Below are 16,009 nucleotides of genomic sequence, written 5' to 3'. Positions count from 1 at the left end.
CTCCCAGAAATCTCTGAGACGGTGGCGCTTCTTAGTGCCGTCTGGGAGCCGGTCCGGCAAGCTGGGGCCGGCGAGTGGAGGTGGCGAGTGGCGACGGACAGACTGCGTGTGCTCCTGATCGAGGACGATCCGCGGCTCGGCCCGCTGATCGAGCAGGTCCTCGCCGAGGTCTACGACGTCACGCGCGTCGAGGACGGTGAGGCCGGTCTGGCCGCCGGGGTGGCCGGGGACTTCGACGCGCTGGTGGTCGACCGGCGGCTGCCGGGGCTCGACGGCGCGGAGGTCGTGACCGCGCTGCGCGAGCGACGGGTCGTGGCGCCCATCCTGATGCTCACCGCGCTCGGCACCGTGCGCGACCGCGTGGACGGTCTGGATGCCGGAGCGAACGACTACCTGGTCAAGCCGTTCGAGTTCGACGAGCTGCTCGCCCGGCTGCGCGCACTGACGCGCATCTTCACGGGCGAGGGCACGGAGCTCGGGATCGGCGAGTGGCGGTTCCACCCCGAGAGCCGGGCCATCTACTCCCCGTACGACGGACGCATCCTGCTGACCGACCGGGAGAACGCGCTGCTGCGGCTGCTGGCGGAGAACCCGCTGCGCACCTTCTCGCGACGACAGATCCTCGAGGCGGTTTTCGCAGCGGACGAGCAGGACGGCACCGTCGACACCTACGTGCACTACGTGAGGCGCAAGACGGACCCCGACATCATCTCGACCGTCCGCGGTCAGGGCTACCGGCTGGGGCAGCTGTGAGGCGGCAGGCGCAGGACGCCGACCTGCGCGAGGTGCGCGCCGCCTCCCGCTCGGTCGGTCTGCAGCTCGCGATCGCCTCGGGTGCGCTGGTCGTCGCCGCGATCGGGGTGGCGTTCTTCTTCGTGCTCGACCAGCTGCGGCCGTCGGAGGTGAACGAACCGCCGAAACCGGGCGAGCACAAGATCTACATCGACACCGTGGAGGCGATGATCGCGTTCGCCGTCGTGGGGGTGCTGGCGGTCGCGATCGCCGGCGTGCTCAGCATGATCGTGACCCGGCGCGCGGTGCGCCCGCTGGGTCGCGCGCTGCAACTGCAACGGGACTTCGTCGCCGACGCCAGCCACGAGCTGCGGACCCCGCTCGCCGTGCTCGACGCCCGCCTCCAGGTGCTGCAGCGCGGCCTGCCCGACGGCGACCCCTCGACCGCGACCGTCGCCGAGCTGCGTGCCGACACCCGCACCCTGATCGACGTGGTCAACGACCTGCTGCTCGCCGCCGACCCCGAGCGGGAGGCCGCGGTCGCGCCGTCTCCGATGGCCGGACCGGTCGGCCGCGCCGTCGAGTCCCTCGGCGTGCTCGCGCGGGATGCCGGTGTCGAGCTGCTGCTCGAGGCCGACCCGGAGGTGCGCACGACCGTCCCTCCGGCGAGCCTGCAGCGCTGCGCCACGGCCCTCATCGACAACGCGCTCGCCCACTCCCCGGCCGGCAGCCGCGTGACCATCCGCGTCGCCCGCGACGGCGCGGACGCCGTGCTGACCGTCGCCGACCAGGGCGCCGGGATCACCGGCATCGACCCGTCGCGCATCTTCGACCGCTTCGCCCGGGCGCAGCCGGACGTCCCGCGACTCACGGGCGCCGGGTTCGGCATCGGCCTCGCCCTCGTGCGCGAGGTCGCGGGCCGTCACGGCGGCAGTGTCGCCGTGACGGCGACCGGGCCGACCGGCACGGTCCTGGCGATGCGGGTCCCGGCGGCTACGAGTCCGCGCGCGACCGGCGCCGGAGCGTGAGCACCCGGACGAGCACCGGCACGACCGAGATCACGACGATGCCGATCAGCACCAGGTCGAGGTACTGCGCGACGAAGTCGGCGACGCCCGGGATGTGCCCGAGCCCGTAGCCGAGGAGGATGACGGCCGTCGCCCAGATGGCCGCACCGACGACGTTGTATACGGTGAAAAGCGACCAGCGCATTCGTCCGACTCCCGCGGCGACCGGGGCGAACGTGCGCACGACGGGTACGAATCGCGCGAGCGTGACGGCGGCGCCGCCGAACCGGTCGAAGAAGCGCTGCGTGCGGTCCACGCTCGCGCGGCTGAATAAGCCGGACTCCCTGCGCTCGAAGACCGCCGGACCGGTGCGCCGGCCGATCGCGTAGCCGACCTGATCGCCCAGCGCCGCCGCGACGATCACCGCGAGGATGATCACCCACAAGGGCTCGGTGAAGTGGCCCGTGAGAACGAGTACCCCGGTGAAGAAGAGGAGCGTGTCGCCGGGGAGGAAGAACCCGACGAGCAGGCCGGTCTCGACGAACACGATCGCGCAGACGCCGAGGAGGGCCCACGGGCCGGCGGCCTGGATGAGGCCCTGCGGGTCGATGAGCCCGGTGGCGAGGAGTCCGCTGCTGGTCATGCGACCAGTCAATCCGCGGAGCCCTCAGAAACCTCCAAGGACGTTGCGCCTCAGTCCAGCCCGAGCAATCGCAGCGCGGACGCGGCGTGCCCGGCGGCCTCCCGCCGCGTCGGCGCCTCCCGCAGGCCGAGCAGGCGCTGGCGGTGGGGCTCGCCGAGCAGGAGGGCGAAGAGAGCGGTCGCGCGTTCCGGGTCGGAGTCAGGCAGCCTCCGGTCGAGGGCGGCGATGTAGGACCGCGGGCCGTCGGCGTAGAAGCGCTCGGCCAGCCCGGGGAGGGTGCCCGCCTCGGCGATCATGAGCCGGTGCAGGCCGACCGCTTCGTCGGAGTGCAGGGTGAAGACGATGGCGGCCGCGAGCTCGGCCAGATCGTGCGCGTCGTCCGGTGCGCCGAGCACGCGCTCGCGCAGCCGGTCGACGGCGGCGATGCCGATGTCGGTGCGGTCGCCGAAGTAGCTGTAGATGGTGCGCTTGGTGACGTGCGCCTCGGCCGCGATCGTGTCGAGCGTCACCTGGTGGAACCCGTCGGCGATGAGGAGGCGCACAGCGGCGTCGAGGATGTCGTCGCGACGTTCGGCGCGCTCCCGCTCGGTGGGGCGGCCCTTCTTGCGCGGGGCTGCCGCGGTCGCCGGGGCGTCTCGGGAGGCCATCGCGCCTCCTTCGTGGTCGTCGCGGGTCCGCCTCCCATTCTACAATGAAATGAGTTTCGTATCATTATGGGACGACGAGGAGAACCCGCATGCCCCCATCCACCGCATCCACGCGCAAGCGGCCCGCCACGCGCACCACCCCCGCGCGCCCGGCCGCCGACGCCGCCCAGCTGCTGGCCTTCTACCGCCGGATGCTGCTGATCCGGCGCTTCGAGGAGCGCACCGCCCGCGCCTACACCGAGGCCCGGATCGGCGGATACTGCCACCTCAACCTCGGCGAGGAGGCGACCGTCGTCGGCCTGATGTCGGCCCTCGAGCCGACCGACTACGTCTTCACGAACTACCGCGAGCACGGCTACGCCATCGCCCGCGGCATCGAGCCCCGCCGGGTGATGGCGGAGCTCTACGGCCGCACCGACGGCGTCTCGCGCGGGTGGGGCGGATCGATGCACATGTTCGACGTCGCGGCCCGCTTCATGGGCGGCTACGGGATCGTCGGCGGCCAGCTCCCTCTCGCCACCGGCGCCGCTCTCGCGATCGACTACCGCGGCGGGGACGAGGTCGTGCTCTGCCTGATGGGCGACGGCACGACGAACATCGGCGCCTTCCACGAGTCGCTCAACCTCGCCGCCCTGTGGGGGCTGCCGATCGTCTACGTGGTCGTCAACAACGGGCTCGGGATGGGCACCACCGTGGACCAGTCGTCGGCCGAGCCCGAGCTCTACAAGCGGGCGGCGGCGTACCGGATGGGTTCCGCGCGTGTCGACGGCAACGATCCGGCGGCGGTGTTCACGGCAGCGCAGGCGGCGATCGCCGGTGCCCGCGCGGGACGGCCGTTCCTGCTGGAGGCGACCTCCGGGCGGCTGAAGGGCCACTCGGTGGTCGATCCGGCCCGGTACCGCGCGGGCGACGAGGTGGAGGCGCTGCGCGCGGCCGACCCGGTCGCCGGCCTCGCCGCGCGGCTGCTGGCCGACGGCGCCGTGACCGGCGAGCTCCTCGCGGAGCTGGAGGCGGAGGTCGTGGCGCAGGTGACCGACGCCGCGGCGTTCGCCGAGGCGAGCCCGCATCCCGATGTCTCGACCCTCTTCGACTACACCTACGCGACGCCCGTCCCGAACGACTCGCGCCGTCTGCCGGGCGAGGCGCTGTTCCCGCAACCACCGCGTCCCGTCGCGCCGTCGCGGGCGGGGGTGCCCGCATGAGCCGGATCAGCTACCGCCAGGCGCTGCACGACGCCCTGCGCAGCGAGATGCTCCGCGACGAGGACGTCTTCCTGATCGGCGAGGAGATCGGGCTGTTCGAGGGCTCGTACAAGATCACCGCCGGGATGCTCGACGAGTTCGGGCCGAAGCGCGTGCGTGACACCCCGATCGCCGAGGAGGGCTTCACCGGCGCGGCGATCGGTGCGGCCATGCTCGGCCTGCGCCCGGTGGTCGAGATCATGACGATCAACTTCTCGCTGCTCGCCCTCGACCAGATCGTCAACCACGCGGCGAAGATCTACGGGATGTTCGGCGGCCAGACCCGCGTGCCGCTCGTCATCCGGACCCCGGGAGGCGGCGGCCAGCAGCTCGGCGCCACCCACTCCCAGAACATCGAGCTCTACTACGCGTTCGTGCCCGGGATGAAGGTGGTCGCCCCCTCCACCCCGGCCGATGCGAAGGCGCTGATGCTCGCGGCGATCCGCGACGACGACCCGGTGCTCGTGCTGGAGAACCTCGCCCTCTACAACACCGTCGGCGAGGTGCCCGACGAGGACGAGCCGGCCGAGATCGGTCGGGCCGCGGTCACCCGCGCGGGCGCGGACATCACCGTCGTCGCGTACTCGCGCATGGCGACGGTCGCCCTGGAGGTCGCCGAGCGGCTGGCCGGGGAGGGCATCGACGTGGAGGTCGTCGACCTGCGCAGCCTCCGCCCGCTCGACCGCGACACCGTGATCGCGTCGGTGCGGAAGACGAACTGCGCGGTCGTGCTCGAAGACGACTGGCTCACCTACGGCATCGGCGCGGAGATCGCGGCGACGATCTCCGACGGCGCCTTCGACTGGCTCGACGCCCCCGTGCGCCGCGTCGCGATGGCGGAGGTGCCGCTGCCCTACGCCAAGCCGCTGGAGACGGCCGCCCTGCCCTCGGCGGACGACGCGATCACCGCCATCCGCGAGACCCTCGACGCCGTCGCGCGCCGCCGCTGAGCCGGCCACCGGCCCCCGTACCGAGAAGAGAGCACCATGATCGACATCCTCATGCCCCGCCTGTCCGACACCATGACCGAGGGGGCGATCGCCGCCTGGCACAAGAAGCCGGGCGACGCCGTCGCGCCCGGCGACGTGCTCGTCGAGATCGAGACGGACAAGGCACTGATGGAGCAGGAGGCGTACGAGGCGGGCGTGCTGGCCGAGATCCTCGTCGCCGAGGGCGAGAACGTCGCGATCGGCACGCCGATCGCCCGGCTCGACGACGAGAGCGGGGAGGGGACGCCGGTCGTGGCTGCCGCCTCCACGTCCGCTCCCGCCCCGGCCTCCGCGTCCCCGGATCGGCGCCCCGCGTCGCCGCTCGTCCGCAAGATCGCCCGCGAGCGCGGCCTCGATCTGGCCGCGATCCCGGGCACCGGGCCGGGCGGCCGGATCGTCCGCGCCGACCTGGACACGGTGGCGGGCGCACCGGCGGTCGAACCCGTCCGGACGCAGGAGCAGCCTCCCGCCGACGCCGCGGCCGACCGCGTCCCGTTCGACGGCATCCGCCGTGCGATCGCCGCGCGGCTCACCGAGAGCGCCACGACCGTCCCGACCTTCACGGCCACGGCCTCCGCCGACGTCGGGGCGCTCCTGGCACTGCGCGCCGAGCTCAACGCCGCCGTCGGCGACGACGCACGGATCAGCGTGAACGACCTCCTCGTGCGTGCCGTCGCCCTCGCACTGCGAGAGCACCCGGGCGTGAACGCGTCCTACTCGGCGGAGGACGGCGGCGCGACCCTGCTGCACCGGCGGGTGAACGTGGGGATCGCCGTCGCCTCCCCGGCCGGGCTGGTCGTGCCGGTCGTGCCGGACGCCGACCGCGCCTCCGTCTCCACGATCTCCGGCATCGCCCGCGCGCTGGTCGCGAAGGCCGCCGATCGCACGCTCTCCGCCGCCGAGATGGCCGAGGGCACCTTCACCGTCAGCAACCTCGGGATGTACGGCGTGGAGCACTTCACGGCGATCATCAACCCGCCGCAGGGCGCCATCCTCGCGGTGGGCGCTGGGCGCGACGAGCTCGCCCTCGTCGACGGGGAGATCGTGAGCCGCACGCGCATGCGGCTCACGATCACCGCCGACCACCGCATCATTGACGGGGCGCTCGCCGCGCGGTTCCTCGCGACGCTGGTGAGTCTCCTGGAGCACCCGCTGCGGGTCATCGCCTGACGGCGGGGGCTCCCGATGCGACGGAACGGTCAGGCCGCCGTCCGGTGGGCCGGCGCCTGCACCCGCGCCTCGGAGTAGTGCCCGAAGGCGGCGCTGTGCAGGACCGGGCCGCCTCCCGTCGCCGGGCCGAGGAGCGCCTCGGCCGCCGCGCGATCGAACTTCCCGATCGCGCACGCGCCGATCTTCTGGTGCTGCGCCACCAGGAGCATGCTCTGGATCAGGTGGCCGGCCTCGAGCAGGAGGAAGCGGTCGGCGTTCTCCCCGAAGTGCTGCTGCGCGGAGTCGGCGTCGCCGACCGCGAAGACGTGCGCGGCCTCCGTCTCGGCGATGGCCCGGTTGGCGAGCACCCCGAGCACCCACTCGCGCGGATCGGCCTCGGTCGCGAGCGGGGACAGCGTGTGTGCGCGCGGGTCGTACCGGTAGAAGGCGGAGGGCAGCCCGTCGACGGCGCAGGCCGCCACGACGCAGGCGACCGGGTACGCCCGGCCGGGCGACGGCGTCCCGCGGCCGAAGAGCTCCGTGATGCCGGCCGACTCGTTGAGCAGAGTGGCGAGCGTCGTGAGCGAGAGGGGCTCGGCCGCGAACTCGTGCTGCGACCGGCGTTCGCGCAGCGCGGTGACGGCGCTGACTCCCGACGCCGGGTAGTAGAGGTCGGGCGAGGGGAGGGGGATGGTTCGCGTCACGGGACCAGTCAAACCGCGGCGGCGGCCACGCGGGCGGGGGAACGCCGGAACAAAGCGGCGCCCCCGCCCACGACGAAGCGCCCGGTTCGAGTCCGGGCGCTTCGGTCGTTCGTCAGCTCAGAGTCACTGGGCCGGCGGCATCAGGACGGAGTCGATGAGGTACACCGTGGCGTTGGCGGTGTGGACGCCGCCGCAGATGACGGAGGCGTCGTTGACCTTCATCGAGTCACCGGAGCCGGTCACCGTGAGGTCGCCGCCCTCGACGGTCTTGTGGGTGCCGTCGATGTCGGTCGGGGCGATCTGGCCCTGGACGACGTGGTAGGTGAGGATCTTGCTGAGCGTGTCGGCGCCCGCGTCCGTCTTCAGGGTGTCGAGGGTGGCCGCGTCGATCTTCGCGAAGGCGCTGTCGACCGGGGCGAAGACGGTGAACTCGCCACCGTTGAGGGTGTCGACGAGGTTGACCTTCGGGTTGAGCTTGCCGGAGACCGCGGCGACCAGCGTGGTCAGCAGCGGGTTGTTGGAGGCGGCGGTCGCCACCGGGTCCTGCGACATGCCGGCGACGGAGCCGGCGCCCGACGGGACCTGCTTGGCGTAGGCGGCGCAGCCGGGGCCGACGAGGTCGGCGGCCGGGTCGGCCATGGCGGAGGATGACGGCGTCGTCATCGACGAGCCCGAGGAGGAGGTCGAGGACGACCCCGTGCCCGAGCCGGACGAACAACCGGTGAGGGCGAGGGCGAGGGCCGCGACCGTTCCGGCGACCGCGAGCGAGATCTTGGAAGTGCGCATTGTGAGACTCCTTCGTGCGTTCATGCAGTGATGTGACGTGCTACGACGTTCTTGCTACGACGGGGCTTCGGAGCGTCGCTCACGATCGGATTGGAACGTCTTTTGGCCAATCCGATCGGGATGCCGCCGCCGAACGCAGGGCATGTACCTGACACTCGCGCTGATCGGATTCCTCGGCGGCCTCATCACGGGCATCTCCCCGTGCATCCTCCCCGTGCTGCCGGTGATCTTCTTCTCCGGCGGCGCGCAGAGCGACCGCGCCTCCGGCGCCTCCCGGTGGCGGCCGTACCAGGTGATCCTGGGTCTGGTGGTGTCGTTCAGCGTGTTCACGCTGCTCGGCTCGCTCCTCCTCGCGCTGCTGCACCTGCCTCAGGACGTGCTCCGGTACGCGGGCATCGTCGTGCTGGTGCTGATAGGCATCGGCCTGATCGTGCCGAAGTTCGAGGAGATCCTGGAGAAGCCGTTCTCGTGGATCCCGCAGCGCAACGTGGGCACCGACCGCGGCGGCTTCGTGCTCGGCATCGCGCTCGGGGCGGTGTACGTGCCGTGCGCGGGACCGGTGCTGGCGGCGATCACGGTCGCGGGCTCGACCGGCAAGATCGGCGTGGAGACGATCGTGCTCACGCTGTCCTTCGCGATCGGCGCGGCCATCCCGCTGCTGATCTTCGCGCTGGCGGGCCGGCGCGTCTCCGAGCGGGTGAAGGGGTTCCGCAAGCACCAGAAGGGCATCCGCATCACGGGCGGCGTGCTGATGGTCGCCCTGGCCGTCGGGCTCTTCTTCAACATCCCGCAGGCGCTGCAGCGGCTCATCCCGGACTACACGTCCGCACTGCAGGACAACTTCTCGTCCTCCGACCAGGTGAGTCAGGCCCTCAACCTCGGCGGCCTGGTCAACGACCAGAACAAGAACCTCTCGAAGTGCAGCAACGACGCCGACAAACTCCAGTCGTGCGGCACGGCCCCGGACATCACAGGCATCCAGCAGTGGTTCAACACCCCCGGGAACAAGCCGATCGCGCTGGACCAGGAGAAGGGCAAGGTCGTCCTCATCGACTTCTGGGCCTACTCCTGCATCAACTGCGAGCGCTCCATCCCGCACGTCGTCGCGTGGGAGAAGGCGTACAAGGCGGCCGGTCTGCAGATCATCGGCGTCCACTCGCCCGAGTACGCGTTCGAGAAGGTGCCGGCGAACGTCGAGTCGGCCGCGAAGGGCTTCGGGATCACCTACCCCGTCGCGATCGACAACAACCTGTCGACCTGGACCAACTACCGCAACCGCTACTGGCCGGCCCACTACCTGATCGATGCGAAGGGCACGGTGCGCAATGTTCAGTTCGGGGAGGGCAACTACGCCCAGACCGAGTCGCTCATCCGCCAGCTGCTGCAGCAGGCCAACCCGTCGGTGAAGCTGCCCGCCCCGACCGAGGTCGCCGACGCGACACCGCAGGTGAGCAAGATCACGCCGGAGACCTACCTCGGCTACACCAAGGTCCGCAACTACGACGGCCCCGAGAAGTACACGAGCGGCACGCAGACGTTCAGCCTGCCGGAGAAGCAGGCGGCGAACTCCTTCGCGCTCGAGGGCGGCTGGAACGTGGGCACCCAGTCCATCACTCCGTCGGCCGGACCCGCGACCATCCGCCTCTCGTACACGGCGAAGGTCGTGCAGATGGTGCTCTCGGGCACCGGTGACGTCACGGTCGAGCGCGACGGCAAGAAGCAGACGGTGCACGTCTCGGGAGTCCCGAACGCGCGGCAGCTGCTCTCGACCAAGGACACCGGCAGCGGGACCCTGACCGTGACGGTGCCGCAGGGCGTGACCGCCTACTCCTTCACCTTCGGATAAACCGACGCTCTGCTAGCGGTCGAGCCCGCTCAGGCTGAGGAGCTCGCCCCAGGCGATCGGGTCGGACAGGAGTAGGAGCACCTCGGAGACCGGGACGATCGCGCCGTAGCGGTTGCCGCCGCGGCGGTCCAGGACCGCCGTGGCGAGCTCGCGGAGCTCGCGCACGGCGGCCATCTCGCGGTCGAGCGGGGCGAGCCGGCGCGGGGCGGCCCGACGCCACCACGTGCTCCGGCTGCGCTCCCACTGCCGCTGCTGGAGGGCGACGACGACGCGCTCGGCCTCGGCCGGGAGGGCGGGGAGCACCCAGGCGTACGGGCGCTCGCTCTCCCCTTCCTCCTCGGCCGCGGCCTGCGCCTGCGTGATCGTCGCCTCCATCACTCTGCCGATCCTCCGCGGGTGCGGCGGATGCGGCGGCTCAGCAGGTACCCGGCGCCCGCGAGCAGTGCGCCCGCGAGGACGAGCCAGGCACCCATGGCCGCGGCCGACTGAGCGCCCTGCGCGTTCGTCCCGGTGTCGGCCAGACCTGTCCAGGCGCCGCCCTGCGTGGGAGCGGTGCCGTGGTCGGCGGGCGCGACGTCGAGCACCGTGAACGCGACCCGGACGGTCACACCGCCGGCGGTCGCCTCGATCTCGTGCGCTCCGGTGGCCGCTCCGGCCGGCACCACGAGGGCCGCCGTGAAGACGCCCTGCGCGTTGACCGTCGCCGTCCCGAGCGCGATCGGGTCGGAGTGGAGGGTGAAGGCCACCGTCTCGCCGGCCGGGAAGTGGTCACCGTAGGCCACCACCGTCGCACCGCGCACGGCGGACCCGGCGGAGAGGCTCAGCGTGGCGTCCGCACCCGGAGCGACCGGAGCCTTCACGACGACCGAGGTCGTCGCGTCGGTCTGCGACGTGTCACCGCGCGCCGTCACCGTGTAGGTGGCGTCGGCGGTGCCGGCCGGGATCGTCACCGTGGTGCTGATCGCACCGGAGCCGTCGGCCGTCGTCGAGACCGGCGTGGCCGGCGTGGTGCCCAGGGTGACCGTCACCGGCTCGCCCGCGGCGAACCCGTGCCCGGTGATGGTCGCGTCCGCGCCGGGGAGGAACGTCCCCGCCACCGCATCGAGCTTCGGCTGGTAGGCCTGGTCGACGTGGACCGCGGTGGTGACGGCGGTGCTCTTCAGCCCGTCGTCCACCGTGACCGAGACCGTGAAGTCGCCAGCGGTCGTGTAGGTGTGGGTACCGGCGACGGTCGCCGGGTCCGTTCCCGTGCCCGGGGTGACCGGCGCATCGGCGACCGGCGAGCCGTCGCCCCAGTTGACGCGGGCGGCGTAGGCGCCCGGCGTGCTCGGGGCTCCGCCCGTTGCGGTGGCGAGCGGCGCGGTGAACTCGACGCCCGTCTTCTGCGCATCCAGAGCCGCGCCCGTGGCCGTCAGCGCCGGCAGAGCGGTGCGCGCACCGTCGGAGGCGAAGGCGAACACGTGGATGCGGCCCGCCGATCCCGGGTCGCCGGTCTGCACCGGCAGCGTGATCGACTGGACGGTCTTGCCCGCGGGGATCGCGTACGGCGCGGTCGAGAAGATGCCGGCGGTCTGGCCGTCCGCAGCGCTCGATCCGCTCAGGCGGCCCGCGGACGTGCCGACGGAGATGCCGCCGTTGATCGGGCTGTTCGCCGCGCCCACCCAGTCGCCGTAGTCGATCGCCAGCGGCGCGGTGCTGCCGTCCGTGAAGGTGATCGTGGCGGTGACGTGCTGCGCGGTCTGCGTGGCCGTGCCGATCACGGACAGCGTCGTGGCGCCCTGGCCCGCGTCAAACCGGATGGTCTGGCCGTTGCCGGTCGCGTTGTCCGGCTGGCCGGCGACGGCCGCGGGGAGATCGAAGGTGAGCGCGGTGCCGGGCACCGCCACCGTCGTCCCCTGCACGAAGCCGGTGTTCTTCAGCAGGGCGCGGTTGAACGCCCACGCCTTCGCGTCGCAGTTGGCGCCGACTCCGGCGTCTCCGATGCAGGTGCTGTCGAACGATCCGGCGAGCGTGTTGTCGCGGCTGATCGAGACGGGCACGTCCGCGCTGACCTGCGAGGTGCCGTCACCCGCCGTGATGGTCACGGCGTACTCGCCGACCGCGTCGAACGCGTGCGGTGCGGTGATCGCCCAGGTGCCGAGCGGCGTCTTCGAGACGGCGGCCGGCTTCGGGCCGGCGCCGTCGTGGAAGTCCGCCGTGACCGTCAGGTCGTCCGCGGTCTTCGCGTCGCCGCCGGAGACGGTCGCGAGGGTCGCGCCGACGGACGCTCCGACGGCCGCCTTCACGCCCTCGGCCGGGGTGATGGCCAGGTCGCCGACGGTGCCCGGGGTGGCGAGCAGCTCGAGCTCGGCCAGCGACGCGGGGTCACCGGTCGTGGTCGCGTCGATCGTCAGGCGGTAGTGCGTGAACGATCCGGGATGCGCGAGCTCGAACGGACGGGTCTGGGTCGCCCAGGTGAACGTCTGGCCCGTGCGGGTGTCCAGCGGCATCCAGCTCGTGCCGTCGGCGGAGCCCTCCAGGTGCCAGGCGGTCGGGACGGCGCCCGTGGCCGGCGAGGTGAGCGTGTAGCTGTTCACCGAGACGGCACCGCTCGACGACGTCCAGCTGATCGCCGGGGTCGCGGTCGCGAAGGTGGCCACGTTGCGCGAGTTGTCGTCGGTCAGGGAGCCGATCTGGCTGCCGTCGGAGACCGTCGTCGTGCCGTAGCCGGCCTTCGTGACGTCCGTCGCCGGGGTCGGGACGGGCGTCGAGCTGGTGTGCGCGCCCCACGACGTGGGGGTGGCGCTCATCGTGAAGTCGACCGTGCCTCCCGTGCTCAGGATGTCGTGCGGGAGAGCCGCGGTGTCGAGCGCCTGCCCGTTCAGCTTCGCCGAGGCGATGTAGACGTTCTTGTCGCTGTTGTTCGGCGCGTTCACCACGAGGGACTTGCCGCCGGCGAGGTGCACGGTCGTCTTCGTGAAGAGCGGGGATCCGATCGTGTAGTCGCCGCTGCCGAGCTGGAGCGGGTAGAAGCCGAGCGCCGAGAAGATGTACCACGACGACATCTCGCCGTTGTCCTCGTCGCCCAGGTAGCCCTGTCCGATCTCACTGCCCACGAAGAGGCGCTTCTGCACCTCGCGCACGACGGCCTGCGTCTTGCTCGGCGCACCGGCCGCGGCGTAGAGGTACGGGATGTGGTGCGAGGGCTGGTTGCTCATCCCGAGCTGACCCATCCGCACCGCGCGGGCCTCGATCATCTCGTGGATCGTCCCGCCGCCGCCGTCCTCCGGCGTCGCGAAGAACTGGTCGAGCTTGTCGACGAGGCCCTGCGATCCGCCGTAGAGGGAGGCGAGGCCGTCGACGTCGAAGGGCGCGTGGAACGCGAAGTTCCAGGCGTTCGTCTCGGTGTACGGGCCCCACCAGGTCTTCGGGTCGAAGCTCGCGTCGCCCGAGACGGCGCCCGACGCGGTCTTCGGCCGGAAGAACCCGGTCGCCGGGTCGAACATCTGCACGTAGTTGGTGGCGCGGTCGAGGAAGTACGCGGACTCCTCCTTCAGCTGCGCGCGGCGGGCGTCCGGCGTGGCCGGGTCCTCCGCGAGCTTCGCCGCCATCTGGCCGATGCCGTGGTCGTTGATGTAGCCCTCGAGCCCCCACGAGACGCTCTCGCCCTGCGAGTCGGGCGTGTAGCCGAGGAAGATCGACGTGTCGAGCGACTTGCGGCCGACGTTGTTCGACGGCGCGAGCACGGTCGCGTTCTTCACCGCCGCGTCGTACGCGTCGAGCGCGACCGCCGTGGACACCGAGCCGTTGATGTAGGCGTCGGCGAACGCGACGTCGGAGCTGGTGCCGGTCATGATGTCGGAGTAGCCCGGCGACGACCAGCGGGAGACCCAGCCGCCCTCGCGATACTGCTGCACGAAGCCGTCGACCAGCTCGTCCGTGAGCTTCGGGTAGAGCAGGGAGTACAGCGGCCAGACGGTGCGGTACGTGTCCCAGAAGCCGTTGTTGACGTAGATCTTGCCGTCGACGACCTTGGCGTTCGTGGCCGTGTCCGTCGCGGCGCCCGTCTGCGGGGCGACCGGGCTGGCGTGCTTGTAGACCGGGGCGCCCGCGGTACCCGTGTTCTCGAACTGCGAGTTCGGGTAGAGGTTCATGCGGTAGAGGTTCGAGTACAGGGTGGTCAGCTGGTTGGCCGTGGCACCCTCCACGTCGATCACGCCGAGGCGGTCGTTCCAGGCGTTCGCCGCCGCCGCGTTGACGTCGTCGAAGCTCTTGCCGGTGACCTCCAGGTCGAGGTTCTTCTTGGCCTGCGCGGCCGAGATGAAGGAGGTGGCGAGGCGCAGCTGCACCGTCTCGCCCGCGGTGGTCGAGAAGGCCGCGTAGCGGGCGCCGGTGCGGCTGCCCGCGGCGGTGCCGACCGCGCTCGGGGTCTTGTCGAACGCGCCGGAGACGAACATCCGGCTCACGCCGCTGCCGCTGCCCCCGTCGGTCCAGCCCGAGACGGTGCCGTCGGCCGCGACGCTGAGCGAGGAGGATCCGCCGACGCGGTCGACGATCACGCTGCCGGTCGTACCGGGGAACTGGAAGCGGAAGATGCCGCCGTGGTCGGTCGGGGTGACCTCGGTGACGAGGTTGTTCTGGAACTTGACGCTGTAGAGGTCCGGGCGCGCGATCTCGTCGGAGTGGCTGAACGCCAGGGCGCGCGTGGTCAGGTCGCCGTTCGGAGTGCCGGAGGTCGACGGCATGATGCCGAGCTGGTCGCGGTCGCCCATCCAGATGCTCGGCTCGTGCGAGATCCCGATCGCCTGCAGCGTGGGCAGGTTGTCGGCGTTGTTGGCGCGCTGGTACTCGTACAGCGTCCCCTGGCTGCCGCCGTTGGTGAACGGCGTGAAGAAGTTGAAGCCGTTGGGCCACGCGGTCGCCGGGATGTTGGTGCCGCGCGAGAAGGACGAGCTCGAGAGCGTGCCGCGGCGGGTGTCGACGAGCTTCACCTTGCTGGACGCGTCGGCGGCCGGTGCGGCGTCGCCGATGCGCACGTCGTCTATCCAGCCCGAGAAGACGGTGCTCGCGCTGCCGGTCGGGTAGTCGTAGCTGAGGAGCACCTTCTGCACCGTGCGTCCGGCGAGGCTCGAGAGGTCGATCTGGATGTTGTTCCACTCGTTCTCGAAGAGCGACTTCTGCTCGCCGTGGGCGCGGGCGGTCACGCCGAAGCCGTTGGCGTCGGTGAGGTTCTGCTTGCTCGACAGGGTCGTGCCGTCATCCAGCACGAGGTCGACGGCGACCCACGACGACGGCACGGCGAGGTCGGTGCCGCGGTCGGGGAAGACCTTGTACGAGAGCTCGGTCTGCGTGCCGATCGTCGCGCCGACGCCGTCGTAGAGCAGGTTCGTCGCCGCGGCCGCGCCGTCGGCGAGGTGCTTGCCGCCGTAGCGGAGCGCGTGGGTGCCGCTGAAGCCGGCGCCCGCCTTGGCGTTGTAGCCGTTGGTCGGGCCGGCGCCGACGACCGAGAGCATCGGGGTCGCGCCCGGGGTGGCGTCGCGGAGGTCCCAGTCGGCGAGCTGGAGGTACGCGTCGCCGCTGTTCTGGGTGACCGTGAACCGGTACTGCGAGAACGTGGCCGGCGTCGCCAGGTGGTACGCGTTCGTCGTCTGGCGGTTGCTGAAGGTCTGGCCGGTCTGGGTGTCGACCGGGCTCCAGGTGCTGCCGTCGTTCGAGCCCTCGATGGTGAAGTTCTTGGGGTCGCGGCCGGCGGAGTCGTTGCCGGAGGTCAGCGCGTAGTCGGTGACGAGCCTCGGCGTGGCGAAGGTGTAGACCACCCAGCCGGTCGCCGCCTTGGTGAGCCACTTGGTGCTGGAGTTGTTGTCGGTCAGCTTGACCGCGGTCTCCCCCGGCGCGTTCTCGGCGGAGGCGGTGACGTTGCCGATGTACGCCGACAGGCTGCCCGGCGGGACCTTGCCCGTCACGTTGGTCTGCGTGCCGAACGGCGTGCTCGCGAGCGGCTGCGGGTCCGCCGTCTCGAACGACGACAGGAACGGCGTCGAGGCGGCCGCGGCGGGCAGTGCCGCGAGGCCGGCGCCGGAGCCCACGAGGGCGACGGCGGCCGCGACGGCGGCGGTGCGGAGGAGGGAGCGGCGGGCGCGATGCGCGGACCGGTAGTGCGAAATGCGGAGCATTCTGGCTGAACTCCTGGCTGGTGAAGGAAATATCGAACTCTGGTGACCCCGCATGTGACAGCGCTGTCACTGGTAGATTTTGTCCTACGCTGTCACCGCGGTCAAGCACGAAT

12 protein-coding genes are annotated in these 16,009 nt (G+C 71.5%); 6 read left to right on the top strand and 6 right to left on the bottom strand.

Translation table 11 applies throughout. The features are described 5' to 3' along the window. Nucleotides 1-87: 87 nt before the first annotated feature. Both HNR14_RS09785 and HNR14_RS09780 read left to right on the top strand, forming a co-directional pair. Complete coding sequence (locus HNR14_RS09785) at nucleotides 88-753, top strand: response regulator (protein WP_179700881.1); 666 nt, start codon at nucleotides 88-90, stop codon at nucleotides 751-753. Beyond that, nucleotides 750-1,760, top strand: a complete 1,011-nt coding sequence (locus HNR14_RS09780; protein WP_179700880.1) for an ATP-binding protein — start codon at nucleotides 750-752, stop codon at nucleotides 1,758-1,760. Before HNR14_RS09785 ends, HNR14_RS09780 begins: the two co-directional genes overlap by 4 nt. Here the strand turns inward: HNR14_RS09780 and HNR14_RS09775 are convergent. Further along, a complete protein-coding gene (locus HNR14_RS09775; protein WP_179700879.1) occupies nucleotides 1,726-2,382 on the bottom strand; it encodes a DedA family protein in 657 nt (218 codons plus the stop codon). The genes HNR14_RS09780 and HNR14_RS09775 overlap by 35 nt on opposite strands. Nucleotides 2,383-2,432: 50 nt before the next feature. Beyond that, nucleotides 2,433-3,029, bottom strand: coding sequence for a TetR/AcrR family transcriptional regulator (locus HNR14_RS09770; protein ID WP_179700878.1), 597 nt, complete (start codon nucleotides 3,027-3,029; stop codon nucleotides 2,433-2,435). Nucleotides 3,030-3,118: 89 nt separating this feature from the next. Between HNR14_RS09770 and pdhA the strand changes: the two genes are divergently transcribed. Genes pdhA through HNR14_RS09755 form a run of 3 tightly spaced genes read left to right on the top strand, consistent with a single transcriptional unit; the run spans nucleotide 3,119 to nucleotide 6,429 of the window. Beyond that, nucleotides 3,119-4,231 carry a pyruvate dehydrogenase (acetyl-transferring) E1 component subunit alpha gene (gene pdhA, locus HNR14_RS09765; RefSeq protein WP_179700877.1) on the top strand — a complete coding sequence of 371 codons (1,113 nt, stop codon included), beginning with the start codon at nucleotides 3,119-3,121 and terminating at the stop codon, nucleotides 4,229-4,231. Then, complete coding sequence (locus tag HNR14_RS09760) at nucleotides 4,228-5,220, top strand: alpha-ketoacid dehydrogenase subunit beta (protein ID WP_179700876.1); 993 nt, start codon at nucleotides 4,228-4,230, stop codon at nucleotides 5,218-5,220. Before pdhA ends, HNR14_RS09760 begins: the two co-directional genes overlap by 4 nt. Nucleotides 5,221-5,256: 36 nt before the next feature. Beyond that, complete coding sequence (locus tag HNR14_RS09755) at nucleotides 5,257-6,429, top strand: dihydrolipoamide acetyltransferase family protein (protein WP_179700875.1); 1,173 nt, start codon at nucleotides 5,257-5,259, stop codon at nucleotides 6,427-6,429. 29 nt (nucleotides 6,430-6,458) lie between these two features. On the opposite strand, the gene HNR14_RS09750 is transcribed toward HNR14_RS09755, so the two are convergent. Together HNR14_RS09750 and HNR14_RS09745 are read right to left on the bottom strand one after the other, a co-directional pair. Then, nucleotides 6,459-7,112: a nitroreductase family protein gene (locus tag HNR14_RS09750; RefSeq protein WP_179700874.1), complete on the bottom strand. Its 654-nt coding sequence runs from the start codon at nucleotides 7,110-7,112 to the stop codon at nucleotides 6,459-6,461. Between the two features lie 123 nt (nucleotides 7,113-7,235). Further along, entirely contained in the window at nucleotides 7,236-7,898 is a 663-nt protein-coding gene (locus tag HNR14_RS09745; protein ID WP_179700873.1) for a fasciclin domain-containing protein, read from the bottom strand. 142 nt (nucleotides 7,899-8,040) lie between these two features. On the opposite strand from HNR14_RS09745, the gene HNR14_RS09740 reads away from it, so the two are divergent. Next, nucleotides 8,041-9,744, top strand: coding sequence for a cytochrome c biogenesis protein DipZ (locus tag HNR14_RS09740; protein WP_021763294.1), 1,704 nt, complete (start codon nucleotides 8,041-8,043; stop codon nucleotides 9,742-9,744). Between the two features lie 12 nt (nucleotides 9,745-9,756). Here the strand turns inward: HNR14_RS09740 and HNR14_RS09735 are convergent, their stop codons facing one another. Further along, on the bottom strand, nucleotides 9,757-10,122 hold the full coding sequence (locus HNR14_RS09735) for a hypothetical protein (protein WP_179700872.1): 366 nt from the start codon (nucleotides 10,120-10,122) through the stop codon (nucleotides 9,757-9,759). Beyond that, a complete protein-coding gene (locus HNR14_RS09730) occupies nucleotides 10,119-15,896 on the bottom strand; it encodes a GH92 family glycosyl hydrolase (RefSeq protein WP_179700871.1) in 5,778 nt (1,925 codons plus the stop codon). The genes HNR14_RS09735 and HNR14_RS09730 overlap by 4 nt, the downstream gene beginning before the upstream one ends. Nucleotides 15,897-16,009: the final 113 nt, after the last annotated feature.

The organism is Leifsonia naganoensis (assembly GCF_013410615.1).
GTDB classification, from domain to species: Bacteria; Actinomycetota; Actinomycetes; order Actinomycetales; family Microbacteriaceae; genus Leifsonia; species Leifsonia aquatica.
The sequence above is the reverse complement of the archived record's forward strand: the minus strand, read 5'-3'. Positions and strand labels throughout refer to the sequence as shown.

Coding starts and splice junctions, on each gene's coding strand:
- HNR14_RS09745 (WP_179700873.1), bottom strand. CDS start 7,898: ATGCGCACTTCCAAGATCTCGCTCGCGGTCGCCGGAACGGTCGCGGCC.
- HNR14_RS09770 (WP_179700878.1), bottom strand. CDS start 3,029: ATGGCCTCCCGAGACGCCCCGGCGACCGCGGCAGCCCCGCGCAAGAAG.
- HNR14_RS09740 (WP_021763294.1), top strand. CDS start 8,041: ATGTACCTGACACTCGCGCTGATCGGATTCCTCGGCGGCCTCATCACG.
- HNR14_RS09755 (WP_179700875.1), top strand. CDS start 5,257: ATGATCGACATCCTCATGCCCCGCCTGTCCGACACCATGACCGAGGGG.
- HNR14_RS09760 (WP_179700876.1), top strand. CDS start 4,228: ATGAGCCGGATCAGCTACCGCCAGGCGCTGCACGACGCCCTGCGCAGC.
- HNR14_RS09730 (WP_179700871.1), bottom strand. CDS start 15,896: ATGCTCCGCATTTCGCACTACCGGTCCGCGCATCGCGCCCGCCGCTCC.
- pdhA (WP_179700877.1), top strand. CDS start 3,119: ATGCCCCCATCCACCGCATCCACGCGCAAGCGGCCCGCCACGCGCACC.
- HNR14_RS09775 (WP_179700879.1), bottom strand. CDS start 2,382: ATGACCAGCAGCGGACTCCTCGCCACCGGGCTCATCGACCCGCAGGGC.